The 25,057-nt window shown below is 45.0% G+C and carries 24 protein-coding genes and 1 pseudogene; 22 read left to right on the plus strand and 3 right to left on the minus strand.

Going from position 1 to position 25,057, the window contains the following annotated elements:
* The first annotated feature begins 97 nt into the window (after positions 1–97).
* The 12 genes and pseudogenes from murD (at position 98) to ileS (ending at position 12,945) form a co-directional block, all read left to right on the plus strand.
* The gene (gene murD / locus ACEYCN_RS03435) at positions 98–1,456 is read left to right on the plus strand and encodes a UDP-N-acetylmuramoyl-L-alanine--D-glutamate ligase (protein ID WP_373712906.1); all 1,359 of its coding nucleotides are present in this window, start codon (positions 98–100) and stop codon (positions 1,454–1,456) included.
* On the plus strand, positions 1,453–2,529 hold the full coding sequence (locus tag ACEYCN_RS03440; protein WP_373712907.1) for a UDP-N-acetylglucosamine--N-acetylmuramyl-(pentapeptide) pyrophosphoryl-undecaprenol N-acetylglucosamine transferase: 1,077 nt from the start codon (positions 1,453–1,455) through the stop codon (positions 2,527–2,529). The genes murD and ACEYCN_RS03440 overlap by 4 nt, the downstream gene beginning before the upstream one ends.
* Positions 2,522–3,655 carry a cell division protein FtsQ/DivIB gene (locus ACEYCN_RS03445; protein ID WP_373712908.1) on the plus strand — a complete coding sequence of 378 codons (1,134 nt, stop codon included), beginning with the start codon at positions 2,522–2,524 and terminating at the stop codon, positions 3,653–3,655. Before ACEYCN_RS03440 ends, ACEYCN_RS03445 begins: the two co-directional genes overlap by 8 nt.
* Positions 3,656–3,813: 158 nt before the next feature.
* Positions 3,814–5,190, plus strand: a complete 1,377-nt coding sequence (ftsA, locus tag ACEYCN_RS03450) for a cell division protein FtsA (protein WP_373712909.1) — start codon at positions 3,814–3,816, stop codon at positions 5,188–5,190.
* A gap of 23 nt (positions 5,191–5,213) precedes the next feature.
* A pseudogene (gene ftsZ, locus ACEYCN_RS03455) lies at positions 5,214–6,171 on the plus strand (cell division protein FtsZ); the annotation flags it as partial.
* 264 nt (positions 6,172–6,435) lie between these two features.
* Positions 6,436–7,107: a YggS family pyridoxal phosphate-dependent enzyme gene (locus ACEYCN_RS03460; protein ID WP_373712910.1), complete on the plus strand. Its 672-nt coding sequence runs from the start codon at positions 6,436–6,438 to the stop codon at positions 7,105–7,107.
* A 10-nt stretch (positions 7,108–7,117) separates the two neighbouring features.
* On the plus strand, positions 7,118–7,678 hold the full coding sequence (locus ACEYCN_RS03465) for a cell division protein SepF (protein WP_373712911.1): 561 nt from the start codon (positions 7,118–7,120) through the stop codon (positions 7,676–7,678).
* Positions 7,679–7,683: 5 nt separating this feature from the next.
* Positions 7,684–7,944 carry a YggT family protein gene (locus ACEYCN_RS03470; RefSeq protein WP_373712912.1) on the plus strand — a complete coding sequence of 87 codons (261 nt, stop codon included), beginning with the start codon at positions 7,684–7,686 and terminating at the stop codon, positions 7,942–7,944.
* Between the two features lie 12 nt (positions 7,945–7,956).
* The gene (locus ACEYCN_RS03475) at positions 7,957–8,748 is read left to right on the plus strand and encodes an RNA-binding protein (protein ID WP_373712913.1); all 792 of its coding nucleotides are present in this window, start codon (positions 7,957–7,959) and stop codon (positions 8,746–8,748) included.
* An 8-nt stretch (positions 8,749–8,756) separates the two neighbouring features.
* Positions 8,757–9,458 carry a DivIVA domain-containing protein gene (locus ACEYCN_RS03480; RefSeq protein WP_373712914.1) on the plus strand — a complete coding sequence of 234 codons (702 nt, stop codon included), beginning with the start codon at positions 8,757–8,759 and terminating at the stop codon, positions 9,456–9,458.
* A 232-nt stretch (positions 9,459–9,690) separates the two neighbouring features.
* Positions 9,691–10,134, plus strand: a complete 444-nt coding sequence (locus tag ACEYCN_RS03485) for a GNAT family N-acetyltransferase (RefSeq protein WP_373712915.1) — start codon at positions 9,691–9,693, stop codon at positions 10,132–10,134.
* A gap of 12 nt (positions 10,135–10,146) precedes the next feature.
* Positions 10,147–12,945 (plus strand): isoleucine--tRNA ligase, encoded by a 2,799-nt coding sequence (gene ileS, locus ACEYCN_RS03490; RefSeq protein ID WP_373712916.1) that lies wholly within the window; start codon positions 10,147–10,149, stop codon positions 12,943–12,945.
* A 105-nt stretch (positions 12,946–13,050) separates the two neighbouring features.
* Here the strand turns inward: ileS and ACEYCN_RS03495 are convergent, their stop codons facing one another.
* The 3 genes from ACEYCN_RS03495 to ACEYCN_RS03505 all read right to left on the minus strand — a co-directional run bounded on the left by ACEYCN_RS03495 (position 13,051) and on the right by ACEYCN_RS03505 (position 16,203).
* On the minus strand, positions 13,051–13,353 hold the full coding sequence (locus ACEYCN_RS03495; protein ID WP_373712917.1) for a DUF1827 family protein: 303 nt from the start codon (positions 13,351–13,353) through the stop codon (positions 13,051–13,053).
* Between the two features lie 59 nt (positions 13,354–13,412).
* Complete coding sequence (locus ACEYCN_RS03500; RefSeq protein ID WP_373712918.1) at positions 13,413–13,862, minus strand: NUDIX domain-containing protein; 450 nt, start codon at positions 13,860–13,862, stop codon at positions 13,413–13,415.
* Positions 13,863–13,962: 100 nt separating this feature from the next.
* Positions 13,963–16,203, minus strand: a complete 2,241-nt coding sequence (locus tag ACEYCN_RS03505; RefSeq protein WP_373712919.1) for an AAA family ATPase — start codon at positions 16,201–16,203, stop codon at positions 13,963–13,965.
* Between the two features lie 215 nt (positions 16,204–16,418).
* On the opposite strand from ACEYCN_RS03505, the gene ACEYCN_RS03510 reads away from it, so the two are divergent.
* The 10 genes from ACEYCN_RS03510 (at position 16,419) to ACEYCN_RS03555 (ending at position 24,912) form a co-directional block, all read left to right on the plus strand.
* Entirely contained in the window at positions 16,419–16,649 is a 231-nt protein-coding gene (locus ACEYCN_RS03510; RefSeq protein WP_373712920.1) for a DUF1797 family protein, read from the plus strand.
* A gap of 115 nt (positions 16,650–16,764) precedes the next feature.
* Positions 16,765–17,454: an amino acid ABC transporter permease gene (locus ACEYCN_RS03515; protein ID WP_373712921.1), complete on the plus strand. Its 690-nt coding sequence runs from the start codon at positions 16,765–16,767 to the stop codon at positions 17,452–17,454.
* Positions 17,447–18,181: an amino acid ABC transporter ATP-binding protein gene (locus ACEYCN_RS03520; protein ID WP_373712922.1), complete on the plus strand. Its 735-nt coding sequence runs from the start codon at positions 17,447–17,449 to the stop codon at positions 18,179–18,181. The genes ACEYCN_RS03515 and ACEYCN_RS03520 overlap by 8 nt, the downstream gene beginning before the upstream one ends.
* 131 nt (positions 18,182–18,312) lie before the next feature.
* A complete protein-coding gene (locus ACEYCN_RS03525) occupies positions 18,313–18,789 on the plus strand; it encodes a ferrous iron transport protein A (protein ID WP_373712923.1) in 477 nt (158 codons plus the stop codon).
* Between the two features lie 5 nt (positions 18,790–18,794).
* Complete coding sequence (gene feoB / locus ACEYCN_RS03530) at positions 18,795–20,948, plus strand: ferrous iron transport protein B (protein ID WP_373712924.1); 2,154 nt, start codon at positions 18,795–18,797, stop codon at positions 20,946–20,948.
* Complete coding sequence (locus ACEYCN_RS03535) at positions 20,948–21,091, plus strand: FeoB-associated Cys-rich membrane protein (RefSeq protein ID WP_373712949.1); 144 nt, start codon at positions 20,948–20,950, stop codon at positions 21,089–21,091. The genes feoB and ACEYCN_RS03535 overlap by 1 nt, the downstream gene beginning before the upstream one ends.
* Before the next feature lie 98 nt (positions 21,092–21,189).
* On the plus strand, positions 21,190–22,050 hold the full coding sequence (locus ACEYCN_RS03540; RefSeq protein WP_373712925.1) for an NAD(P)H-hydrate dehydratase: 861 nt from the start codon (positions 21,190–21,192) through the stop codon (positions 22,048–22,050).
* A gap of 144 nt (positions 22,051–22,194) precedes the next feature.
* Positions 22,195–23,043 (plus strand): bifunctional methylenetetrahydrofolate dehydrogenase/methenyltetrahydrofolate cyclohydrolase, encoded by an 849-nt coding sequence (locus ACEYCN_RS03545; protein ID WP_373712926.1) that lies wholly within the window; start codon positions 22,195–22,197, stop codon positions 23,041–23,043.
* A 13-nt stretch (positions 23,044–23,056) separates the two neighbouring features.
* Positions 23,057–23,830, plus strand: coding sequence for an HAD hydrolase family protein (locus ACEYCN_RS03550; RefSeq protein ID WP_373712927.1), 774 nt, complete (start codon positions 23,057–23,059; stop codon positions 23,828–23,830).
* A 194-nt stretch (positions 23,831–24,024) separates the two neighbouring features.
* Positions 24,025–24,912: a VOC family protein gene (locus ACEYCN_RS03555; protein ID WP_373712928.1), complete on the plus strand. Its 888-nt coding sequence runs from the start codon at positions 24,025–24,027 to the stop codon at positions 24,910–24,912.
* The last annotated feature ends 145 nt before the right edge of the window (positions 24,913–25,057 follow it).

Consider the following 25,057-nt stretch of genomic DNA (forward strand, 5'->3'; position numbering starts at 1 on the left):
AGTTTTTCAGCTCTTTCTTTTTTATTTAGTTTACTCTGGCTTGAAAAAGGAGCCAAATCAAGGTAAAATAGATGAGTTAGAAAGATTGGACAAAGAGATGAAATACATTACAGACTTTAAAGATAAAAAGGTTTTAGTACTTGGCTTAGCCAAGTCTGGAGAATCAGCAGCCCGCCTCCTAGATAAACTGGGAGCTATTGTGACTGTCAATGATGGCAAGCCATTTGATGAAAACCCGACTGCCCAAAGTCTTTTGGAAGATGGTATCCGTGTCATCTGTGGTAGCCATCCTCTGGACTTATTGGATGAAGATTTTGCCCTTTTGGTGAAGAACCCAGGCATTCGATACGACAATCCCATGGTAGAGAAAGCCCTCCAAAAGGGCATGCCGGTTTGGACTGAAGTTGAATTGGCTTATTTGATTTCAGATGCCCCAATTATTGGAATCACAGGTTCCAATGGCAAGACGACGACCACCACCATGATTGCAGAAGTCTTGAATGCAGGCAGAAGGCCTGCCAAGCTCTGTGGTAACATCGGCTACCCAGCCTCCAGCGTAGCCCAAGAGGCTACAAAAGAGGACGTCCTTGTCATGGAACTCTCCTCCTTCCAGCTCATGGGTATTAAGGACTTTAGACCGCATATTGCTGTTTTGACCAACCTGATGCCTACACATATTGATTACCATGGATCAGTAGAGGCTTATATTGAGGCCAAGTGGAATATCCAAAACCAGATGACTGCTGAGGATTTTGTAGTCCTCAACTTTAACCAAGCAGAAGCTCGTGAACTTGCCAATCGCACTCAGGCGACTGTGGTGCCTTTTTCGACCACTGAAAGAGTAGAGGGTGCTTATCTGGATGGAGAGGTTCTTTACTTCAAGGATGAGGAAATCATGAAAGTTAGTGATATCGGAGTCCCTGGCAGCCACAATGTGGAAAATGCTTTAGCGACTATCGCTGTGGCTAAATTATCTGGTGTTGACAACCAAGCCATTAAAGAAGCTCTTTCGCACTTTGGTGGAGTTAAACATCGTCTTCAATATGTAGGGGAAATTAATCAGATTTCCTTCTATAACGATAGTAAATCTACTAATATATTAGCTACTCAAAAAGCCCTCTCTGGTTTTGACAATCGTCAGGTCATCTTGATTGCTGGTGGCCTTGATAGGGGCAATGAGTTTGATGAATTGGTTCCTGATATTGAAGGTTTGAAAAAGATGGTCATCTTAGGGCAATCAGCAGACCGTGTTAAACGAGCTGCGGACAAGGCAGGGGTATCATATGTGGATGCAATCGATATCGCCGATGCAACTCGTAAAGCCTTCGCACTGGCTACAGCAGGGGATATAGTCCTTCTTAGCCCAGCTAATGCTAGTTGGGATATGTATGCCAATTTTGAAGTACGGGGCGATCTTTTCCTAGCAACCGTAGATGAATTAAAGGAAAAAGCATGAAAAAAATAGTCTTTACAGGAGGAGGGACCGTGGGGCATGTGACGCTCAATCTCCTTCTGATTCCCCGTTTTATCGAGGATGGCTGGGAAGTACATTATATTGGTGATGAGCATGGTATTGAGCACGAACAAATCACTAATTCGGGGTTGGATATCAGTTTCCATTCCATAGCGACTGGAAAACTCCGCAGATATTTTTCTTGGCAAAACCTTTTGGATACTTTCAAGGTTGCTTTTGGTATCGTTCAGTCCCTTGTTATTATTTTTAAAATGAAGCCACAAGCCCTCTTTTCTAAGGGAGGTTTTGTTTCTGTGCCTGCTGTTATTGCCGCTAAGTTGCTGGGGGTTCCTGTCTTTATCCACGAGTCAGATTTATCTATGGGACTGGCAAACAAGATTGCATATAGGTTTGCAAACATCATGTACACTACCTTTGAGCAGGACTCCAGTTTGACGAAGGTTAAGCATGTGGGGGCGGTGACAAAGGTGGATACAAAGACCAATGTAATACCCATTCAGCTCCCAGACATCATGTCTCATTTTGATAACAAGTTGAAGACCCTTTTGTTTGTTGGTGGTTCTGGCGGTGCCAAAGTTTTTAATGATTTTATCAGCCAACATGAAGAGGCACTGACCAAACGATTCAACATCATCAATTTGACAGGGGATTCCTCTCTCAATAAACTGAGCAAAAATATTTACCGTGTAGATTATGTGACAAATTTGTACCAACCGTTGCTAGAAGCATCAGATTTGGTGGTGACACGCGGTGGCTCCAATACTCTCTTTGAATTGCTAGCCTTACAAAAACTGCACCTCATTATTCCATTGGGCAAACAAGCCAGTCGAGGAGATCAGCTTGAAAATGCCCGTTATTTTGAGGGAAAAGGCTATGCCAAGCAGTTGGAGGAAAGCCAACTCAGTTTGGACAATCTCTTAAAGGCAATTCAAGATGTATTTGCACAAGAAGTTGTGTATAAGGATAAGATGTCCCATACGCAGGAAATCCAATCAGTGGAGAGTTTTTATACTCTTCTAAGGGCAGATGTAGATGGAAAGGAGCGTCATGACTGAAAAAGATATACATGAAGCGACAGACTCAGAAACGAGTCCATCTTCTGCACCAGAAGAAATGGTTCCAGCTGACAAGAACTCTTCTGAAGAGGATTCTGAAAGTAGGGAGCCTGTGGCAGAGACTCTTGAAGAAAAAGCAGCCCCTGAGTCTGAAAGTGAAGAAAACCTAGAAGAAGAAACACAAGAAAAGCAGGAGGAAGAAGCTAACGAGCCCAGTGAGTTTTTGCAAAAATGGCAAGAACGACATGAGGCTTATTTGGCGAGCCAAAAAGAGGGAGAGAAATCCCAATCAGAACAGGATCAAACGAAGAAAAAGTCAAGCCAGAAAAAACCAACCCTTTTCAAGAAAAAAGAGCAACTGGAGATAGATCCACTAATCTTATCCCAGGAGAAAAGTCCAAGTGACTCAGACAATGACAATCGCAAAGTGAAAATCCCTCAGGAACTAATCTGGAAAGCGACTCCCATTATCGCCCTTGCCCTTTCTATTGCGATTATCTGTCTGTATTTTATCACCCCATTCGGGAAGTTGAAACAACTCATCATCAAAGGCAACGATCATGTAGAGTCCACAAAAATTGTAAAGGCTAGCCTGATTCGGCAAGAAGATTATGTTTTGTCCACTCTAATCAATCGTTCGGGTCATGAAAACAATATCAAACAGTCGAGTCCCTGGGTCAAGGATGTAGCCATCGGTTTTAGCTTTCCTAATACCTTTACGATTTCCATTCAAGAATACAATCAAATTGGCTTTGTCAAACAAGGTGAAAAATACTTTTCCGTGCTCTCGAGCGGTGCAGTATCTGAAACGGAAACATCACAGGACCAACTTCCCCCTGTTTATACAACCATCCACCTGACAGACCGCGAACTGATTAAAAAACTAGTGTTGCAGTTGGCAAATGTGAATCCATCCATCTTGGCAGATATTCAAGATATCCAGTTGACTCCTAGCAAGGTAACCAATGATCTCTTGACCCTAACCATGTTCAGTGGACACAAGGTTTTAGTGCCTCTTTCGGATATTGATTACAAGTTACCATACTACGAAAAAATTGCACCTCAACTACAGGTAGCCAGTATTGTTGATATGGAAGTCGGAATTTTTAGCTATGCCAGTCCATAACTGGGAAAAATATCTAAAAAAAGTTTAAAAATTATGGAAAAAAAGCGGTTATTCTCCCCATTTTAAAAGATTGTGTGTTATAATGGAGGATGAATAATTCTATTTTTCCTAAATAGGAGAATCATATAAAAACTCGGAAGTAAGAGAGGACTGATAGAATGGCTAGAAATGGCTTTTTTACGGGATTAGATATTGGAACCAGCACTATTAAGGTCTTGGTCGCAGAATATATTGATGGACAGATGAATGTCATTGGTGTCAGTAATGTCAAAAGTGCTGGTGTCAAGGACGGTATTATTGTAAATATTGACGTAGCAGCAAATGCAATCAAAACGGCTCTTGCACAGGCAGAAGAAAAGGCAGGAATTCGGATTGATAAGGTCAATGTTGGCTTGCCAGCTAACCTACTTCAAATTGAGCCAACTCAAGGTATGATTCCAGTGACCACCAATTCACAGGAAATCACCGATGTGGATGTAGAGAATGTTGTAAAATCAGCTCTGACAAAGAGCATGACACCAGAGCGTGAAGTGATTTCCTTTGTTCCAGAAGAATTTGTAGTGGATGGCTTCCAAGGAATCAAGGACCCACGTGGTATGATGGGGATTCGCTTGGAAATGCGCGGTTTGCTTTACACTGGTCCACGGACAATCTTGCACAACCTTCGTAAGACAGTTGAACGTGCAGGTGTTCAGGTGGAGAACATTGTGATTTCTCCGCTGGCCCTGACACGCTCAATCCTCAATGAAGGGGAAAAAGAGTTTGGTGCGACCGTTATTGATCTCGGTGGTGGTCAAACAACAGTTGCCGTGATGCGCGGACAAGAGTTGCAGTACACCAATATCTACCAAGAAGGTGGCGACTACATTACCAAAGATATTTCTAAAGTCTTGACAACATCTCAAAGCATAGCGGAAAACTTGAAGTTCAACTATGGCATTGCTTATCCGCAACAAGCGACTGAAAAAGAGAAATTCACAGTTGAAGTGATTGGAGAGAGTAATCCAGTTGAAGTGACAGAGCGTTACTTATCTGAGGTCATTGCGGCCCGCCTTCGTCAAATTTTCACTCGTGTGAAACAAGATTTGGAGCGTACTCGTGCCCTTGAGTTGCCAGGTGGAGTTGTCCTCGTTGGTGGTGGCGCCATTTTACCAGGTATTACAGAATTGGCGCAAGAAATCTTGGGCGTCAATACTAAATTATATATTCCAAACCAAATCGGTATTCGCAACCCATCCTTCGCCCATGTGATTGCTCTTGTTGAGTATGTTGGTGGTTTGGATGATGTTGAAAAAATCTCCCAAGCAGCGGTCAACGGAGAAGCAGATCTTCGTCAAAAACCAATTGACATTCCAGTAGCTTCCAAACGACCAAGTGCTTCACCAATTGTTCCAAAACCAGTAGCTGCTGAGCCATACTCTGAAGAGGAAGTTCAAGCCGATGCTCCTGCCTACGCGAACAATTCAGAAGCGGAAGAACCAAAATCTAACATTGGAGATCGTCTCCGCGGGTTCTTCGGAAGCATGTTTGAGTAAATTAAGAAAAGGTGATTAAAAGTATGACATTTTCATTCGAAACAGCAGCGACACAAGGTGCTGTCATTAAGGTTATTGGTGTCGGTGGCGGTGGCGGTAACGCTATTAACCGCATGATTGAAGAAGGTGTAGCAGGTGTTGAATTTATCGCTGCAAACACTGATGTCCAAGCTCTTAGCAGCTCAAAAGCTGAAACAGTTATTCAACTGGGTCCTAAGTTGACTCGTGGTCTGGGTGCTGGTGGTAATCCTGAAGTTGGTCGCAAGGCTGCTGAGGAGAGCGAAGAAGCTTTGACAAATGTCCTTACAGGTGCTGATATGGTCTTCATTACAGCTGGTATGGGTGGTGGTTCTGGTACTGGTGCCGCACCTGTTATCGCTCGTATTGCAAAAGGACTCGGCGCTCTGACTGTCGCTGTTGTCACTCGTCCATTTGGTTTCGAAGGAAACAAACGAGGCAACTTTGCGATTGAAGGAATTGATGGCCTTCGCGAACAAGTTGATACTCTCTTGATTATTTCAAACAATAACTTGCTTGAAATCGTTGATAAGAAGACTCCGTTGATTGAAGCTTTGAGTGAGGCAGACAATGTCCTCCGCCAAGGTGTTCAAGGGATTACAGATCTGATTACAAACCCAGGTCTCATTAACTTGGACTTTGCGGATGTGAAATCTGTCATGGAGAACAAAGGGAATGCTCTCATGGGTATCGGTATCGGTACTGGTGAGGAACGTGTTCTTGAAGCAGCCCGCAAGGCGATTTACTCACCTCTCCTTGAAACAACAATTGATGGTGCAGAGGATGTCATCGTCAACGTAACCGGTGGCTATGACATGACCTTGACAGAAGCTGAAGAAGCATCTGAAATTGTTCACCAAGCAGCTGGTCAGGGTGTTAACATCTGGTTGGGTACTTCAATTGATGAGACCATGAAAGATGAAATTCGCGTAACAGTTGTTGCAACAGGTGTCCGTCAAGATGGTGTTGAAAGTTCTCCACGTAAACGTGAAGTTTCAAATGCCCTAACTCGTCCAACACGCTTTGATGGGCCAACTCCAGTAGCAGGTAATGCTCCTCAAGCAGAAGCTCCAAAATCATCTGCATTTGGTGAGTGGGATCTCCGTCGTGAAAATATTCTTCGCACCCATGATGCAGAAGCACAATCAGCAGTATCTGTTGAAAAATTCACTATCGAAGATGATGAAGATGAATTAGATACTCCGCCATTCTTTAGAAATCGTTAAAATGAACTTTCAAAAGAATAAAGATGAGGTCTTTCAAGCTGTTGCCAATGCAACAGAAGAAGCCCATCGACCACAAAATTCAGTAAAGATAATAGCTGTCACAAAGTATGTTGACAGCTCTATTGCTAAAGACCTCCTAAAAACAGGAATTGAACATATCGGTGAAAATCGAGTAGATAAATTTCTAGAGAAATACGAGGCCTTGGCGAATCTAAAACTGACCTGGCATCTTATCGGGAGCCTTCAGAGACGCAAGGTCAAGGATATCATCAACTATCTGGATTATTTCCATGCCCTTGATTCTGTCAAATTGGCTGCTGAGATTCAAAAAAGAGCCAATAAGCCCATCAAATGTTTTCTTCAGGTGAATGTTTCCAAAGAAGAGAGCAAGCATGGATTTATGGTAGAGGACATTCATCAAGCAATCGAAACTATCAAAAATTACGATAAAATTGAATTGGTTGGTCTCATGACCATGGCCCCTTTTGGAGCTGATGCGGACCAACTCAAGGATATTTTTTCAAAAACACATGCTTTACAAAAGGAATTGCAACAGCTTGGAATTGCCAACATGCCTTTCACAGAATTGAGTATGGGAATGAGCGGTGATTTTAAAGAAGCTATCGCAAATGGTTCGACTTTTGTCCGTATTGGAACAGCATTTTTTAAGTGAGGAACATAAAGTGGCACTGAAAGACACATTTAAAAGTTTATTTAGTTACTTCGAAATTGACGATTCAGCTGATGGAGAAGAGAGAGGAGGAGCCTACCGCATGGAAAATGATACCCCAAAAATGCGCGTTGCCCCAGCTCCTACTCCAGCAGAACGCAATGATGTAGTTGAAATGAGAAGAACTCCCAGTCGTTCGCAGGCACCCGTTGAGCAGACCAATCTTCAACGTTTGAATGAGCGCCAGCAAGAACTGCAGTCGGAGTCGGAAGCAAAGAAAACAACCATTGACATCAAGTTTCCTAAGAGATATGAAGAGGCTCCTGAAATCGTCAATCTTCTCTTGGGAAATGCCAGTGTCTTGATTGACTTCCAGTATATGTCTGAAACCCAGGCTCGCCGTTGTCTAGATTACTTGGACGGCGCCCGCTCTGTATTGGCTGGAAACTTGAAGAAGGTTTCCAATACCATGTGGCTTCTGACCCCAGTTAATGTGACAGTTAAGATTGAAGAGTTGCGTTCAGCTAGTTCTGCTCCATCAGAGTCGCATTTTGACTATGATATGAGACGGTAATTAGTATGCAGATGATCATTATTATCCTCTTGAGAGCTATTGAGATTTATTCTTATGTCCTACTGGCCTATGTTGTTCTCACTTGGATTCCAAGCCTTTATGACACGGCCTTAGGTAGACTGATTGTTTCCTTGGTTCGGCCTGTCATCACCCCTTTTCGAAAACTTAACCTTCAATTCTTCGGCCTAGATTGGACAGTGTTTGTCATTTGGATAATTTTAAATGTCATTTCTAGGATTCTTGTCCGACTACTATTCTTCCTCTAAAGGAATGATAAGATGAAGAGAACAGAAGGAATTTTTCAACATTTTGCTCCTGATGAGAGGGGTTTTGTTGAAAAAATGATGGATATTTGCCAACAGGTTGAAGAGACCTATTCTTATCATTTGACTTCCTTTCTCAATCCCAGAGAGGAGGAGATTCTCCAATCTCTTGCAGGATATTTTCATTTAAAGCTATTTTCGAGTCGACAAATTATAGCAACAGAATTCATCAGAGTCATTGTTGCACCAGACTACTACCTTTTGAATGAAGAGGATTTTGACATCATGGCTCTTGAAATTTGCTATCCAAGGAAATTTCATCAGTTGAGCCATGCGCAAGTTTTGGGGACACTGTTGAACCAACTGGGAATCAGAAGGGAATTCATAGGAGACATTCTGGTAGGTGATGAGCAGCTTTTTGTGATATTGGATAGAAAATTTGGAGACTTAGCCAAAAGTACGGTCTCTAAAATATCTCGTGTTCCTGTCACTTGGAAGGATTATACCTTATCTCAGCTTCCCATAGGGGCCAATCAAGATTATAAGAGCTATCAAGTGCTCGTGTCTAGTCTGCGGTTGGATAAGTTGATAGCTATCGGATTTAAACTTTCACGCTCTCATGCCCTTAAGCTCATAGAATCGGGACAAGTAAAGGTCAACTACAAAGAGGTCAAGCAAGCTGGCAAAACCTTGGATATAGGCCATTTAATCAGCGTGAGGGGTTTTGGAAGATTGAAATTGAAAGAATTTTTAGGTTTCTCTAAGCAAGGCAAGTTAAAATTAGAGATCGAAATTATAAAGAAGTAGGAGACATTATGGCACTTACAGCATTAGAATTAAAAGACAAGACCTTTAGCACTAAATTTAGAGGCTATAACGCAGAGGAAGTGGATGATTTCTTGGATATCGTCACTCGTGATTATGAGGACTTGGTTCACAAAAATCATGCTCAGGAAACAGAGATTAAATCCCTCAAGGATCGTCTCTCTGTCTTTGACGAAATGAAGGAATCCCTGAGCCAGTCTGTTATCTTAGCCCAAGATACGGCTGAAAAGGTTAAACATGCCTCTGAAGACCAGGCCCACAACATCTTGAAACAGGCTGAGTACGATGCACAAAATCTTCTCAATGAAGCGAAGGAAAAGGCCAATGCCATTCTTCGGTCTGCAACTGACAATGCTAAGAGTATTGTTGTGGAGACAGAGGAGTTGAAAAATAAGACTCGACTCTTCCATCAACGTCTAAAATCAACGGTGGAAAGCCAATTGTCTCTAATCAATTCTTCCGAATGGGAAGATATTCTTCGTCCAACTGCTACTTATCTGCAGACTTCTGATGAAGCCTTCCGTGAGGTCTTGGAAAAAGTCTTAGAGGAAGCTCCTGCTGAGACATCGGAAGAAGATTTAGAAATCACCCGCCAGTTGACTCCGGAAGAGTTGGAAGAATTGCAGCGGCACACTTCCCAGATGGACTCTTCTTCCCATCACGAAGGTGATGAATATCAAGAAACAGAATAAAAACCCAAGAGCAAAAAATGCTTTAGATATGATATTTTTAGCGAGTAGGTGACGGTGGAAGACCTGCAATTCCTCAATCTTTGGCTATCGTTTTGCTGGTTTTTTCCTGAAATATAGTAGGGGAAAACGTATGGCTCTCGTTACGAGCCGCAGAGGGACAGGGGAAACTCTGTCTAAATTAAGGTGGTACCACGAACTTTCGTCCTTTCTGGCGGAAGTTTTTTTATGTATTATGATTAAATTAAAAATGGTTGATGAGACAACTTTTGATCAAGTCATCGAGCTGTCTCTTGCAGAACAAGATAAGCGCCGCGTCGCTTCTAATGTTTATTCTCTAGCCCAGGCCTGGCTCCTGCGGGAGAAACATCAAGTCTTCCCCCATGCCATTATCAGTGGGGAGACAGTGGTTGGTTTTCTTCTTTTGACCAAGGATAGGGACAAGAAGGAGTATTATGTCTGGCGTTTGATGATTGATCAGAATTATCAAAATCGGGGCTATGGCAAGGAAGCGATGAGATTGGTGATTCAAATAGCGCAAGCTGACCCAGAATGTCACCGCCTACGAGTGGCTTATGTCATGGGCAATCATCGGATGCGCGGTATCTTGGACAGTTTAGAATTTAAGAGTAGTGGGCCATCAGGAAATGAAATCGTGATGACCTTAGATGTAAAATAGTTAGGAGAAAAAATGAAACTCAAAGAAACCCTCAATTTAGGAAAAACAGCCTTTCCAATGCGTGCTGGCCTTCCAAACAAGGAACCTCAGTGGCAGAAGGAATGGGATGAAGCAGACCTCTATGCTAGACGTCAGGAACTAAATGCTGGCAAGCCTGCCTTCCATCTCCATGATGGCCCTCCCTATGCCAATGGAAATATCCATGTAGGCCACGCCCTCAACAAGATTTCTAAGGACATCATTGTCCGTTCGAAGTCTATGTCAGGTTTCCGTGCCCCATATGTCCCAGGTTGGGATACCCATGGTCTGCCTATTGAACAGGTTTTGGCCAAACAAGGGGTCAAGCGCAAGGAATTGGACCGGGCTACCTATCTGAAGATGTGCCGGGATTATGCCCTTTCTCAGGTGGATAAGCAGCGTGAGGATTTCAAGCGTCTAGGCGTTTCAGGTGACTGGGAAAATCCTTATGTGACCCTCTATCCTGAGTTTGAAGCAGCTCAAATCCGTGTCTTTGGAGCCATGGCAGACAAGGGCTATATCTACCGTGGTGCCAAGCCAGTTTACTGGTCCTGGTCTTCTGAATCAGCCCTCGCTGAGGCTGAAATCGAATACCATGATATTGACTCCACTTCTCTCTACTATGCCAACAAGGTTAAGGATGGCAAGGGAGTCCTAGACACAGACAGCTATATCGTCGTCTGGACCACAACCCCCTTCACCATCACTGCTTCTCGTGGTTTGACCGTTGGTGCGGAGATGGATTATGTGGCGGTACAGGTTCCTGGCTCTGACCGCAAATACATTTTTGCTGAAGCCCTACTGGATACCCTAGCTCCTAAGTTTGGTTGGGAAAGTTTTGAGATTGTTGCCAAGTATAAAGGGGCTGATTTGGAGCATATTGTGACCGAGCACCCTTGGGATAGCCATGTGGATGAGTTGGTCATCCTGGGTGACCATGTCACGACTGAATCTGGTACAGGGATTGTCCATACAGCCCCAGGTTTTGGTGAGGATGACTACAATGTCGGTATCCAGTACAATCTGGAAGTAGCAGTGACAGTGGACAGTCGCGGTTTCATGAATGAGGCAGCTGGTCCTGATTTTGAAGGACAATTCTATGACAAGGTCCTGCCAACTGTTCTTGAAAAATTGGGTGACTTGTTGTTGGCCAAGGAAGTCATCAATCACTCCTACCCATTTGACTGGCGGACCAAGAAGCCAATCATCTGGCGGGCTGTTCCCCAATGGTTTGCCTCCGTTTCCAAATTCCGTCAGGAAATCCTGGATGAGATTGACAATACCAAGTTCTACCCATCATGGGGCCATACCCGCCTCTACAATATGATTCGAGATCGTGGTGACTGGGTTATCTCCCGTCAGCGTATCTGGGGTGTTCCTCTGCCAATCTTCTATGCAGAGGATGGCACAGCCATTATGACTAAGGAAGTGACGGACCATGTGGCCAATCTCTTTGAAAAAGAAGGTTCCATCATCTGGTGGGAACGTGATGCCAAAGACCTTTTGCCAGCAGGTTTCAGCCATCCAGGTTCGCCAAATGGCCTCTTTGAAAAAGAAACGGACATCATGGATGTTTGGTTTGACTCAGGTTCTTCTTGGAATGGGGTCATGAATGCCCGTGAGAATTTGGCCTATCCAGCTGATTTGTACCTGGAAGGATCAGACCAGTACCGCGGATGGTTTAACTCATCGCTGATTACTTCTGTTGCAGTCAATGGCCATGCCCCTTACAAGGCTGTTCTGTCTCAAGGCTTTGTCTTGGATGGCAAGGGTGAAAAAATGTCCAAATCCAAGGGCAATATCATTTCGCCAAATGATGTGGCCAAGCAATACGGTGCTGAAATCCTGCGCCTTTGGGTTGCTTCAGTGGATACTGATAACGATGTCCGGGTTTCAATGGATATCCTGGGACAGGTATCTGAAACCTACCGCAAAATCCGCAATACCCTGCGTTTCTTGATTGCCAATACATCTGATTTCAACCCTGAAGTCCATGCAGTGGCATACGCAGACCTGCGTCCAGTAGACAAGTATATGACCATCAAGTTCAATAGTTTGGTCAAAACCATCCGGGATGCCTATGACAACTATGATTTCTTAGGTATCTATAAGGCCGTTGTCAACTTTATCACTGTTGATTTGTCAGCCTTTTATCTGGACTTTGCCAAGGATGTGGTGTATATCGAGGCTGAAAATGCCCTGGCCCGCCGTCAGATGCAGACAGTCTTCTACGATATCCTGGTCAAGATTACCAAACTCTTGACACCAATTATCCCCCACACTGCTGAGGAAATCTGGTCCTATCTCGAATGTGAGGCGGAAGATTTTGTCCAACTTGCTGACCTACCTGAGGCTAAAGTTTTCCCTGACCAAGATGCGATTCTGGAGCAGTGGGAGGAGTTTATGGCCCTTCGTACCAAGGCTCAAAAAGCCCTGGAAGAAGCCCGCAATGAGAAAATCATTGGGAAGTCTTTGGAGGCTCACTTGACCATCTACGTATCTGAGCCTGTTTCAGCTCTCCTGGCTAGTCTTGACAGTGACCTTGCCCAGCTCTTGATTGTGTCTCAACTGACCATCACAGAAGAAGCTGCTCCTGCCCATGCCCTTGTCTTGGATGGAGTTGCCTTTGTAGTGGAACATGCTAGTGGTCAGGTTTGTGAGCGTTGCCGCCGCATTGATGAGACCGTCAAAGACCGTCCATACCATGCCTTTGTCTGCGACCACTGTGCAGATATCCTTGAAGCAAACTTTGCAGCAGCTGTTGCTGAAGGCTTCGAAAGCAATGCAAAATAAGGGGCTTTGAATTTCAAAAACAGTAACCGACCTGGAAACCAGGTCGGTTTTTTAAAGATAAATTGCAAAAAAAGAGCAAGCCACGGCTTACTCTTACTTATTACTTTATTGCTCTATTGGAATTGACATTTCAATCAAGCGTTCGGTGTGGATGGTTTGGATTTTTTCAGGATTGATAGAATTTGTATCTATTTTGCGTTTGAGGAAAAAATCTCGGATACCTTCAATCTCTCTTGGTAAAACAGCTCTGTATTTGTTGGTAATCAACAGTTCATAGTGAAGTGGAGCCTGGGTGAAAATCACATCGGTATTTCCAGCTGAATAAGTCTCCACTAAAATAGCATCGGTATTCTCTAATTGGCTTTGGACGAGATTTAGGTGGCTGTTGGTCGTATTGATTAATTTCATGCTAGACCTCCTCTTATTTGGATTTATTATAGCACGCTTATGTTGATTTTTCTAGCTTTTTACACATTTTTTCTATTTTTCCATTGCTCAATGCCCCATTTGTGACTGCCTCGTTTGAGTTTTTCAATAGCGTGATCAACAGGGAACCAGGCAAGGTTGTTGAAATCTTCCAAGGGTTGTCCAATTTCTGTGTAGCTGGTGACTTCGTAAAGATAGGCAGGATTGTAGTAGTGGGTATCTCGGTGGCGGGAATAGAAATATTCATCTGCCTGTCCATAGTACTGACCAATGGTGGCTGTAAAACCTAATTCTTCAAGGAGTTCTCGCTCTAGGGCTGCCAGATGATTTTCACCTGCCTCAATTTCACCACCTGGTAAAAACCAGGCTCCATTGGGAGCTTGGACGAGGATGATTTCTGTTTGTTCAGGATTAGGAATGACAGCATAGACTCCGTATCGGGCCTGATAGTCTTCTCCCTCAACCTTTTCTCCGAAAACTGGAATTGTCATAAGCACGACCTTCTTTATTGATTAGTCCTATTATACTAAAAATAATATGAAAATTCTACCCCATAAATCTTAAAACTAGCTTAAAAGTCAGTTTTAGGATTTAATGTGATGTTTCGCCCTTTTCCTTGTGCGCGGATTTGACGATAATTCGACCGTTTGAGGTCATAACTGCTCGGAGCTCTTTGTCGCTCGGATGTTCCAAATAATAATCGGTGATGGCATCTTCGATTTGATCTTGGATAATACGACGTAGTGGGCGAGCACCCATCTTTGGATCGTAGCCTAGGTCCACCAATTTTTCCTTGACCTTGTCAGTCACATGGATGTGGATGCCGTTGCTGGAGAGTCGTGCATTGACATCGTCCAACATGAGGTCCACAATCTTGAGGAGATGACTCTTATCTAAAGCCTTAAATTCGATAATACCGTCAAAACGGTTCATAAATTCAGGGCTGAAGAAGTCGCCAAGTTGGCCAAGGACTGACTGGGTCCGTCCTTCCATGGCTGCTCCAAAGCCAACAGAGGCTTCAGTTTTGCCGGTGCCAGCGTTGGAAGTCATGATGATGATGGCATCTTTGAAGCTGACAGTACGGCCTTGTCCATCTGTTAGGCGGCCATCATCCAGGACCTGCAAGAACATGTGCATGACATCAGGATGGGCTTTTTCAACCTCATCTAGGAGGATGAGGGAGTATGGATTGCGGCGGACTTTTTCAGTTAACTGTCCAGCCTCTTCATAGCCGACGTAGCCTGGAGGGGCGCCGACTAGCTTGGCCACGCTGTGTTTTTCCATGTACTCGGACATATCAAAGCGAATCATGCTATCGGCTGAGCCAAAGAGCTCGATGGCTAATTGTTTGGAGAGTTCGGTCTTACCGACCCCAGTTGGTCCGACAAAGAGGAAGCTGCCGATAGGGCGATTTGGGGCACCCAGTCCGACACGGTTACGGCGGATGGCCTTGGCAATCTTATCTACGGCCTCGTCTTGACCAATGACATGGGCCTTGAGGTCATCAGCCAGGTTGATGAGCTGAGACTGCTCTTTTTCTTTGAGCTCGCCTACAGGAATATTGGTTTTTTGCTCGATGATGGCCTCGATTTCTTTCTCAGTGATGAGGGGAATATCTTCTTCATTGAGACTGGTCTTTTGCATTTCCTTATACTTGGCAATCTGATCACGGTAGTAGGCTGCTTTTTCGTAGTCTTCATCACGGGTAGCCTGAGCCTTGCGGTTTTCAGCATCTACCAATCGTTGATCAAGCTCTTTTGGATCGATGAAGTTGAGGGTTAAATTCATCTTAGAGCCGGATTCATCCAACAGGTCAATGGCCTTGTCTGGTAGGAATCGGTCTTGGATGTAGCGATTAGAGAGGACGGCAGCAGCTTCGATGGCTGCATCTGTATAGCGGACATGGTGGTAGTCTTGGTACTTGTTCTGAATGCCTTTGAGGATGGTAATGGTTTCTTCCACTGAAGGCTCATCCACTCGGACAGGCTGCATGCGCCGTTCAAGTGCTGCATCTTTCTCAATGATGCGGTATTCGTTGAGAGTGGTAGCGCCAACCATCTGGAGTTCACCTCTGGCCAGGGCTGGCTTGAGGATATTTCCAGCATCCATATTGCCATCGCCAGCTGCGCCAGCACCAACGATTTCATGGATTTCATCGATAAAGAGGATGACTTCCTTGCGGTTGCGGATTTCCTCCATCAGTTTTTGCATGCGTTCTTCAAATTGACCGCGAATACCTGTTCCTTGTACTAGGCTGACAACATCCAGGCGGATGACTTCTTTACCTTGGAGTTTTTGAGGAACCGTTCCGTCGACAATCTTTTGCGCCAGACCTTCTACAACGGCTGTTTTACCAACCCCAGGTTCCCCAATCAGGACAGGGTTGTTTTTGGTCCGTCGGTTGAGGATTTCGATGACTCGAGTGATTTCTTCATCGCGGCCGATGACAGGGTCAATGTTGCCTTGGCGGGCAATTTCTGTGATATTGATACCAAATTCTTCTAGCAAACCGTTGGCTTGTTGAGGCTGTTGTGGCGGCTGTTGGAAGCCTCCTCCGCCATTGCGCCCAGCCTGGGTAGGTGGTGTTTGATCGGGCTGGCGTCCAGCAGGTGTTTTGCCAGGATAGCCCCCAATGTTATTGAAAAATTCGCTGAAAGGGTCCATGTCATTGGGATTTCCCAAATCGCCTAGGCCCTTCAAAATGGCGTTATTAGGATCAGTTTTCATGATTTGATAGCAGTTGTGGCAGAGATCCACTTGCTGTTGTTTTCCATTGAGATTTGTATAGAGATGAATGGTTGCATCGTTGATTTTACAGTTTTGACAAAGCATGGCAATACCTCTTTCTATAAAGTACCTTTCAATGGTCAGAAAAGGTCAGATATATGTTCATTATACCAATATTCCGGAAAAATGCAAGAATCTGACCCGATTTGGAGGGATTTTTTGTAAAAATATACTGATGAATCTGGAAACCTAGCTTTTATGGAAGACATATTAGGTAAAATATGGTAAAATAAACCTATAAAACGAATAGGAGAAGGAACATGGAATCACATTTGGTGAGAATAATCAACCGTTTGGAAGCTATGGCAACTGACGGCGGTACTCTTAAACGTAATTTCGAACGTGATGGTGTTGTGGTAGCAGAAGTTGCATACAATCATGATGAAGAAAACGGTTCTGTATTTACTTTGCGTGATGTCGCTGCTCGGGAAACCTACACTTTTGACAGTATTGACCTGATTGCGATGGAAATCTACGAATTGTTGTACTAGGATGAAAGAGACACATTAGTGTCTTTTTTGTTTTGTATAAAACTTCCATTGTTCTTGTATGATTATTCAAATTGTGGTACAATATCACTTTAAATGATAAAAACGGAGTAAACAAATGAATTTTTCTTTCTTGCCCAAGTATTGGCCTTACTTTAATTACGGGGCTGTCGTAACCCTCATAGTGGCCCTTTGTGTGGTGATTCTTGGCAGTATTCTGGGTGTCTTGATTGCTTTTGCACAGCGCAGTAAGTTTCGCCCCTTGGTCTGGTTGGCTAAAATTTATGTCTGGATTTTCCGGGGTACGCCGATGGTGGTGCAAATCATGATCGCCTTTGCCATGATGCACATTGTAGCACCGACTTTCCGAATCGGGATTTTGACAGTGGACATGACTCGTTTGATTCCGGGAATTATTATTATCGGGATGAACTCGGGCGCTTATGTCAGCGAGACCGTCCGAGCTGGGATCAATGCGGTTCCAAAAGGGCAGCTGGAAGCAGCCTATTCTCTAGGGATTCGGCCGAGAGAAGCCATGCGCTATGTCGTTATGCCACAAGCTATCAAGAATATTTTACCGGCCCTGGGGAATGAGTTTGTGACGATTGTCAAGGATAGCTCTCTCTTGTCTACAATCGGTGTGATGGAGCTGTGGAATGGGGCGACAACTGTTTCCTCTACTACCTACATTACTTTGGAGCCTCTCTTATTTGCGGCTGCCTACTATCTCTTGATGACCAGTGTCTTGACACTTGCCATTCAAGCCTATGAGAAAAAATTGAACAAGGGAGGAAAGACGGGTGTCTGAGGCGATTATTTCCATTAAGAATTTACACAAGTATTTTGGGGACAATGAGGTTTTAAAGGGTATTGACCTAGAAATTGAGCAGGGAGAAGTTGTGGTGATTATCGGTCCGTCAGGGTCTGGTAAATCCACCTTCCTGCGGACCATGAACCTTCTGGAGGAACCAACCATGGGTGTGGTGACCTTTGAAGGAGTGGACATTACTGATAAGAAAAATGACATCTTCAAGATGCGGGAAAAGATGGGCATGGTCTTCCAGCAATTCAATCTCTTCCCCAATATGTCTGTTTTAGACAATATTACCCTATCTCCCATCAAAACCAAGGGCCAATCAAAGGCTGAAGCTGAAGACAAGGCGCGGGATTTGTTGGTCAAGGTAGGCCTGCCTGATAAGGCAGATGCCTATCCTCAGAGCTTATCAGGTGGACAGCAGCAGCGGATTGCCATTGCCCGTGGCTTGGCAATGGACCCAGATGTTCTCCTCTTTGATGAGCCAACTTCGGCTCTGGATCCTGAGATGGTTGGGGAAGTTCTAGCCGTTATGCAGGATTTGGCCAAGTCTGGTATGACCATGGTCATTGTAACCCACGAAATGGGCTTTGCCCGTGAGGTAGCAGACCGGGTCATCTTCATGGATGGCGGTGTCATTGTGGAGCAGGGTTCACCTGAACAAGTTTTTGAAGCAACCAAAGAAGACCGGACCAAGGATTTCTTGAGTAAGGTTCTATAAGGGAAAAGATGGACTTTGGTCCGTCTTTTTTTATGTCCACATTTTCGGATAGGATTGGACCTGGTGGAGGGGATATGCTATACTAGAATTGTCTGAAAACAAGAGAAACATTAAAAAGAAAGGCTGCTATCATGAGATTGTTGGATGCTCCCTTGGAGTCGATCTATCAGATCCTTAGCATTGATTTGCCGGAGGAAAGCCAGAGGCATTTATCCAATCTGGGCTTGAAACCTGGAGTCAACTTAAAATTTATTTCAAAAACAGCAACTGGCGGGATTGTGATGGTAAAATCCACGCGTTTAGCCTTTGACCGCTCCATCTTGCAGCAAATCGATGTAATCGAGGCAGGTGGCCAGGAAACCTCCATCCCATTATCAAGCTTGAAGGTGGGAGAGTTTGCCTATGTAGAGGGGATTTATGCGGCTAAGGAAGCCAAGCGACGCCTGATGGATATGGGTTTGACCCGCCATACCAAGATCTACCTGCGCAAGGTGGCCCCACTCGGTGACCCTATTGAAATTAGTTTAAGGGGATATGAGCTGACCTTGAGGAAATCCGAAGCTCAGATGATTAGTGTCATCCCTGCAGAAAAAGAGGGAGAGGAATAGAGGACATGGAGACAGAAATTGCTTTAATTGGAAATCCAAATAGTGGAAAAACCACCCTTTTTAATCTCTTGACAGGTACCAGCCAGCGGGTGGGGAACTGGCCAGGGGTGACGGTTGAGAGAAAGAGTGGCAAGGTTCGCAAACTGGCTCAGGTTAATGTGCAGGATTTGCCAGGGATTTATTCTATGTCACCATACAGTCCAGAGGAGAAGGTGGCTAGGGACTATCTCTTGAGCCACCATGCGGATAGTATTTTGAATGTGGTTGATGCGACAAATTTGGAGCGAAATCTCTATCTGACCACCCAGTTGATTGAAACAGGAATTCCGGTTACCTTGGCCTTGAACATGACGGATGTTTTGGCCAGTCAGGGGAAAAGCATTCAGGTGGATAAGTTATCCTATTGGCTGGGAGTGCCTGTTCTGTCCATTTCTGCCCTAAAAAATCAGGGGGTAGATGAGGCGGTGAAAAAGGCTGCAAAGAGGACACGCAGAAGTGTGGAGGAGCCTAGCTTTCCCCAGTACGATGATCGCTTTGAGGCAGCTATTGCACAGATTATCGAGGTCCTGGGAAATTCCGTCCCTCAAACCGCAGCACGATTTTATGCCATCAAGTTATTTGAGAGGGACAGCCTGATCAAAGAGGAGCTGGATTTATCTCCCTTCCAGAGGTCTGAAGTGGAAGACATTATCCAGATCACAGAGGAGATTTTTACGGAGGATTCCGAGTCCATCGTTATCAACCAGCGCTATGCCTTTATCGAAAAAGTCGTCAAAATGGCCCAATCGGAGGATGCTGGTTTCAAGTTTAATCTGTCTGATCGGATTGATATGGTGGTGACCAACCGCTTTTTGGCCCTACCGATTTTTGCCTTGGTCATGTACCTGGTCTACTTCCTGTCTATTCAGACAGTGGGAACCGTCTGGACGGACTGGGTCAATGATGTCCTCTTTGGGGAATGGATTCCTAGCTGGGTGGAGACGGCCCTGGATTATCTCCAGGTAGCGGATTGGATGAAGTCTTTGATTCTGGATGGGATTGTAGCGGGTCTTGGGGCTGTCCTGGGCTTTCTGCCCCAGATCTTTGTGCTCTTCATTTGCCTGGGAATTTTGGAAGATACGGGCTATATGAGCCGCATTGCCTTTGTCATGGACAGGATTTTCAGGCGCTTTGGCCTGTCTGGAAAGTCTTTTATTCCCATGCTGATTGCGACGGGTTGCGGGGTTCCAGCCATTATGGCCAGCCGCACCATTGAAAATGAAAGAGACCGAAAGATTACCATTATGACGGCGACCTTCATGCCTTGTTCGGCCAAGCTGGAAATCATTGCCCTGATTGCAGGGGTTTTCTTCCCTGGGAACCCCTTGGTTGCCCCGTCGGCCTATTTTCTGGGGCTGGCAGCGATTATCCTCTCAGGGATTGCCCTGAAAAAGACCCGCTTTCTGGGTGGTGCTGCCAGTCCTTTTATCATGGAGCTTCCTGCCTACCATTGGCCTAAGATGCTGACAGTGGTCCATTATGCTACTGGAAAGGCTCTGAGTTTCCTCAAACGGGCTGGAACAGTCATCTTTAGCTTAATGGTTATCATCTGGTTCCTCTCTTCTTATGACTTGCAGCTCAGGGCAGTGGAGACTGAGGCCAGTATCTTGGCTACTTTGGGGCAGTCAATGGCCTGGATTTTTGCTCCTCTTGGCTTTGGAAATTGGAAGGCGACGGTGGCTGCGGTGACTGGATTAGCAGCCAAGGAAACCGTTGTGGCTACCTTTGGAATCCTTTACCATGATTCTAGCAGTGAAGGGTTAGGAAGTCTCTTACAGGCGGATTATTCCCTGCTGTCAGCCTATTCTTTCTTGGCCTTTAATCTGCTTTGTGCCCCCTGTTTTGCGGCCATCGGCGCTATCAAAAGAGAAATGAATGACCTCAAATGGACCTTGGGAGCCATTGGGTTCCAGACAGGTCTGGCCTATGTGGTTTGTTTCTTAATCTATCAGTTTGGGCTGGTCCTTTTCTATGGAAAGGCTGTGACAGTTTGGACCTTGGCAGCGAGTTTGCTACTTGGACTTCTGCTCTACTTTGTCTTGCGAAAACCGAGGACTGTGGAAGATGAAGTGATTGGCTTAGACAATTTGCCCATCTTGAAAGAAGGAGGGAGACTATGATTGCGACTATCATCTTAGCTCTAGGCATTGCTGCCGCTGTCTTTTTTGGACTCAAATCCTTTGTCAAAGGAAAGGGTTCCTGTGGAGACTGTGCTTGTTCCTGTCCCATCAAGGATGAAATGAAAAAGCCTGGACAGGAGTAAAAACTAGAAAGAAGCCCTTCAAACCTGGTTTGGAGGGTTTTATGCGCTCTCCAGAAGTGCTATAATAGAAACAGAAGAAGTGGAAAAGGGGAGAAAGAATGCGGATAGATGGTAGACTTGCAAAAATGGTGATTAGACCACGGCCCAGAGTATCTCACAAGGGAAGCTTTGGTAAAGTTCTCTTGATTGGCGGCTCTTATCCTTATAATGGGGCCATTATCCTCTCCGCTTTGGCCAGTGTCCATGCTGGTGCAGGACTGGTAACGGTCGCTACAGAGAAGGATAATATTTCAGCCCTTCACAGCCAGCTGCCAGAAGCCATGGCCTTTGATGTCTATGATTTTAGTCTCTTGAAACAGCAAATCGAGCTGGCGGATGTCCTCTTAATTGGGCCAGGCTTAGGGGAGTCGGTCCTGGCTGGAAAGATTCTGGATTTGGTCCTGACAGGAGTCCAGGTCCATCAGAGCTTAATCATCGATGGTTCGGCCCTGAACCTCCTAGCCCAGGAAAATTCTGTTCACTGGCAGACCCAGCGACTCGTCTTGACCCCTCATCAGAAGGAATGGGAGCGTTTATCAGGCCTGCCTATTTCAGAGCAGAATGAGGACAATACCCAAGAGGCTTTGCGTTGCTTTCCTGACCAAACTGTTCTCGTTGCCAAATCCCATGCAAGCAAGATATATCAGGGTCATCAGATTGGCTACCTGGATGTTGGGGGACCCTATCAGGCCACAGGCGGCATGGGAGACACTTTGGCTGGTATGATTGCAGCCTTCGTGGCCCAGTTTCCAACTGACTTCTTTGCCAGTGTAGCCGCAGCCACCTATCTCCACTCAGCTATTGCAGATGAACTGGCCCAGGAAGCCTACGTCGTCCTGCCCTCAGCCATCTCAAAAGCTATACCCAAATGGATGAAAAAACTGTCTGAAGCGCCTGAAATGGATGAGGTTTTCTTGTAAAGAATTTTGCTTATTTTTCTATATTTTCACGAAAAATTCCAGAAAATTTTCTTCGATTCCGTACATTCTCTTTTCTTCTGATTAGATTGTTGGGAATTTACCCCGATTTTTAGTATAATAAAGAAAAAGATGAAGGAGTATGTTATGGCATTGATTGATGGGAAGGTACTTGCGGCCAAGATGCAGGGGAAGTTGGCTGAAAAGACCGCTCAGTTGAAAGAAGAAAAAGGAATCGTTCCTGGTTTGGTGGTGATTCTAGTGGGAGAAGATCCTGCTAGTCAGGTCTATGTCCGCAATAAGGAGAGGTCTGCTCTGGCAGCCGGTTTCAAGAGTCAGGTTGTCCGTTTAGCAGAAACCACAACGGAAGAAGAGCTTTTGGCCTTGATTGAGAAATACAATCAGGATGCAGACTGGCACGGGATTTTAGTCCAGCTGCCACTTCCAGCCCATATCGATGAAGAAAAGGTGCTCTTTGCCATTTCACCGGAAAAGGATGTGGATGGCTTCCATCCGACCAATATGGGGAAACTCTGGTCTGGTCATGCGGTCATGGTTCCGTCCACGCCAGCTGGGATTATGGAAATGTTCAAAGAGTACCAGGTGGATTTGACTGGTAAAAATGCGGTGGTCATTGGGCGTTCCAATATTGTTGGCAAACCCATGGCTCAACTGCTCATGGATGCTCATGCGACAGTGACCATCGCCCATTCCCGGACCAAAAATCTGGCTGAATTGGCCCGCCAAGCGGATATCTTGGTGGTGGCCATCGGTCGAGGTCATTTTGTCACCAAGGATTTTGTCAAGGAAGGTGCAGTTGTCATTGATGTCGGCATGAACCGGGATGAAAATGGCAAGTTGATTGGTGATGTGAAATTTGATGAAGTTGTCCCTGTGGCCAGCTTGATTACGCCCGTTCCAGGCGGTGTGGGACCAATGACCATTACCATGCTGATGGAACAGACCTATGAGGCGGCCCTGCGAAGTTCTCGGTAGAGGAGGAATTCCTATGAAATTTGTTTTTGATTTGGATGGGACCCTGTGTTTTGACCGCAGGACCATTGATGATGAAATCATGCAGGTCTTACTCAGTGCCCCTAAATATGGTCATGATCTTGCCTTTGCCACAACTCGTTCCTATCGTGATTGCCTTGGAACCTTGGGCCCAGAACTCAGCCAGAAACTAGTGGTTGGTCTCAATGGAGGCTTGGTTTATGAAAATGGGCAGCTGATTTTTGAGCGCTCGATTGATGAGCGGGCCTATCAGATTCTGGTGGACTGGTGTCAAACCTATAATTTACCCTTCATAGTCGATGATCATTTTGATTATTCTGGCCAAATTCTTGAAAAAATGCCCTTTATTTCCAGAGTTGATCCGTTGCAAAAAGCTAAATACTTATCACTTGAAGATATCAAAAATCCGATTAAAATGGTGATTTATATGGGCAACCATGAAAATTTGGTCGAGGAAACTCTGGCCCAATTTGCCAATGAAAAGAGCCTAGAAGTCTTCTATGATGAAGGGGAGAAATGTATCTATCTCAATCCAGCAAAAACTCATAAAGCCAGTACTTTGGTCGAACATGTGGGCAATGATGTGGTCGTCTTTGGCAATGACCGCAATGATATTGAACTCTTCAAGGAATCTCTTTATGCAGTTCAGGTTGGAGATGTTTCAGTCTTGACAGAATTTGCGGACGAACAAGTCAAGCTGATTGGTGACTACAAATCAGCTATTGCTGCCAAGATTCTCGAAGTCTTTGCCCTTTTTAGAGGAAGATAGAAAAATCAGCCCTAGGACCGATGCAGGTTCCTGCTTTTCAAGTTATACTATACTCAATCCTAAATATTTTTCATAATCTCCACAAAAACAGCAGTCAATCATGGCTGCTGTTTTTGTTGTTTGGAAGTTGATGAAATGAAGATTTTTATCAGAATATGCTATACTTGAAAAAAGGATCTTATGAAGGAGTACCTATGCAAACAATCATCCCCCATCTTTGGTTTGACACGCAGGCCTTGGAGGCTGCCCAACTCTACACCAGCCTAATTCCTGACAGTCGGATTGACTGGACCCACCAATTGACAGATACGCCTTCTGGTGATGCTGTTTTGATTCAATTTCAACTAGCCAATCTGACTCTGGCTGCTATCAGCGCGGGCCCTTACTTCAAACTCAACGAATCGGCCTCGTTAATGGTTCATTTTCGGGATAAGGCCGAATTAGACCGTGTCTTTCAGCTTCTCTCTGAAGGTGGCCGCATCCTCATGCCACTGGGAGAGTATCCCTTCAATCCCTATTATGTTTGGTTTGAAGACCGCTTTGGTCTCTCCTGGCAATTTCTCCTAGTACCCCAGCTAGACAAGTCAGTTCATTTGGACATTTGCCTTCTCTTCTCAGAAGAGCAGGTTGGCTTGGCCAAACCCTTCTTAGATGAAGCCCTAACCATCTTCCCAGAAAGCCAGCAAGGCCAGCTCAGTTATTATCAGGAAGGGGAGAAGCAGGTGCCAGCAGCCCAGCTCAATTACGGGGAACTGCTCCTTGGTGATCAGAAACTGGTGGTCATGGATCATGGCTATGGTGGAGTGGCCTACATCAACGAAGCCTTCTCACTTATGGTCTATACGGACAGTCAGGAAGAAACATCAAGACTCTATGATCTTCTTTCCCATGAGCCAAAGGCCGAGCAATGTGGCTGGGTCAAGGACCAATTTGGGCTTTCCTGGCAGATTGTTCCCCGTCCGCTCATGACGGCCTATGAGGAGCTATCCAAGGATCAAATGAAGGAAGTGAATGATGCCATCCTCAGCATGAAACGCCTGAATTATGATGAGATCGTCTCCTTAATCAAAAAAACCTCCTAAATCAGTCCTAGGACCGATGAAAAGGGAGAAATTTCGGGTTATACTGTATTCAATCCTAAATATTTTTCATAATCTCCACAAAAGCAGCAGTCAGCAATGGCTGCTGTTTTTGGTTTAAACCAGTTTTTTTCTTATCAAAGTGCTA

The organism is Streptococcus sp. (assembly GCF_041802885.1).
Taxonomy (GTDB): Bacteria; Bacillota; Bacilli; order Lactobacillales; family Streptococcaceae; genus Streptococcus.

Excerpts from the sequence above, each read along its gene's own strand:
- murD (WP_373712906.1), top strand. The coding sequence starts at position 98 with ATGAAATACATTACAGACTTTAAAGATAAAAAGGTTTTAGTACTTGGC.
- ACEYCN_RS03440 (WP_373712907.1), top strand. The coding sequence starts at position 1,453 with ATGAAAAAAATAGTCTTTACAGGAGGAGGGACCGTGGGGCATGTGACG.
- ACEYCN_RS03445 (WP_373712908.1), top strand. The coding sequence starts at position 2,522 with ATGACTGAAAAAGATATACATGAAGCGACAGACTCAGAAACGAGTCCA.
- ftsA (WP_373712909.1), top strand. The coding sequence starts at position 3,814 with ATGGCTAGAAATGGCTTTTTTACGGGATTAGATATTGGAACCAGCACT.
- ACEYCN_RS03460 (WP_373712910.1), top strand. The coding sequence starts at position 6,436 with ATGAACTTTCAAAAGAATAAAGATGAGGTCTTTCAAGCTGTTGCCAAT.
- ACEYCN_RS03470 (WP_373712912.1), top strand. The coding sequence starts at position 7,684 with ATGCAGATGATCATTATTATCCTCTTGAGAGCTATTGAGATTTATTCT.
- ACEYCN_RS03475 (WP_373712913.1), top strand. The coding sequence starts at position 7,957 with ATGAAGAGAACAGAAGGAATTTTTCAACATTTTGCTCCTGATGAGAGG.
- ACEYCN_RS03480 (WP_373712914.1), top strand. The coding sequence starts at position 8,757 with ATGGCACTTACAGCATTAGAATTAAAAGACAAGACCTTTAGCACTAAA.
- ACEYCN_RS03485 (WP_373712915.1), top strand. The coding sequence starts at position 9,691 with ATGATTAAATTAAAAATGGTTGATGAGACAACTTTTGATCAAGTCATC.
- ileS (WP_373712916.1), top strand. The coding sequence starts at position 10,147 with ATGAAACTCAAAGAAACCCTCAATTTAGGAAAAACAGCCTTTCCAATG.
- ACEYCN_RS03495 (WP_373712917.1), bottom strand. The coding sequence starts at position 13,353 with ATGAAATTAATCAATACGACCAACAGCCACCTAAATCTCGTCCAAAGC.
- ACEYCN_RS03500 (WP_373712918.1), bottom strand. The coding sequence starts at position 13,862 with ATGACAATTCCAGTTTTCGGAGAAAAGGTTGAGGGAGAAGACTATCAG.
- ACEYCN_RS03505 (WP_373712919.1), bottom strand. The coding sequence starts at position 16,203 with ATGCTTTGTCAAAACTGTAAAATCAACGATGCAACCATTCATCTCTAT.
- ACEYCN_RS03510 (WP_373712920.1), top strand. The coding sequence starts at position 16,419 with ATGGAATCACATTTGGTGAGAATAATCAACCGTTTGGAAGCTATGGCA.
- ACEYCN_RS03515 (WP_373712921.1), top strand. The coding sequence starts at position 16,765 with ATGAATTTTTCTTTCTTGCCCAAGTATTGGCCTTACTTTAATTACGGG.
- ACEYCN_RS03525 (WP_373712923.1), top strand. The coding sequence starts at position 18,313 with ATGAGATTGTTGGATGCTCCCTTGGAGTCGATCTATCAGATCCTTAGC.
- feoB (WP_373712924.1), top strand. The coding sequence starts at position 18,795 with ATGGAGACAGAAATTGCTTTAATTGGAAATCCAAATAGTGGAAAAACC.
- ACEYCN_RS03540 (WP_373712925.1), top strand. The coding sequence starts at position 21,190 with ATGCGGATAGATGGTAGACTTGCAAAAATGGTGATTAGACCACGGCCC.
- ACEYCN_RS03545 (WP_373712926.1), top strand. The coding sequence starts at position 22,195 with ATGGCATTGATTGATGGGAAGGTACTTGCGGCCAAGATGCAGGGGAAG.
- ACEYCN_RS03550 (WP_373712927.1), top strand. The coding sequence starts at position 23,057 with ATGAAATTTGTTTTTGATTTGGATGGGACCCTGTGTTTTGACCGCAGG.
- ACEYCN_RS03555 (WP_373712928.1), top strand. The coding sequence starts at position 24,025 with ATGCAAACAATCATCCCCCATCTTTGGTTTGACACGCAGGCCTTGGAG.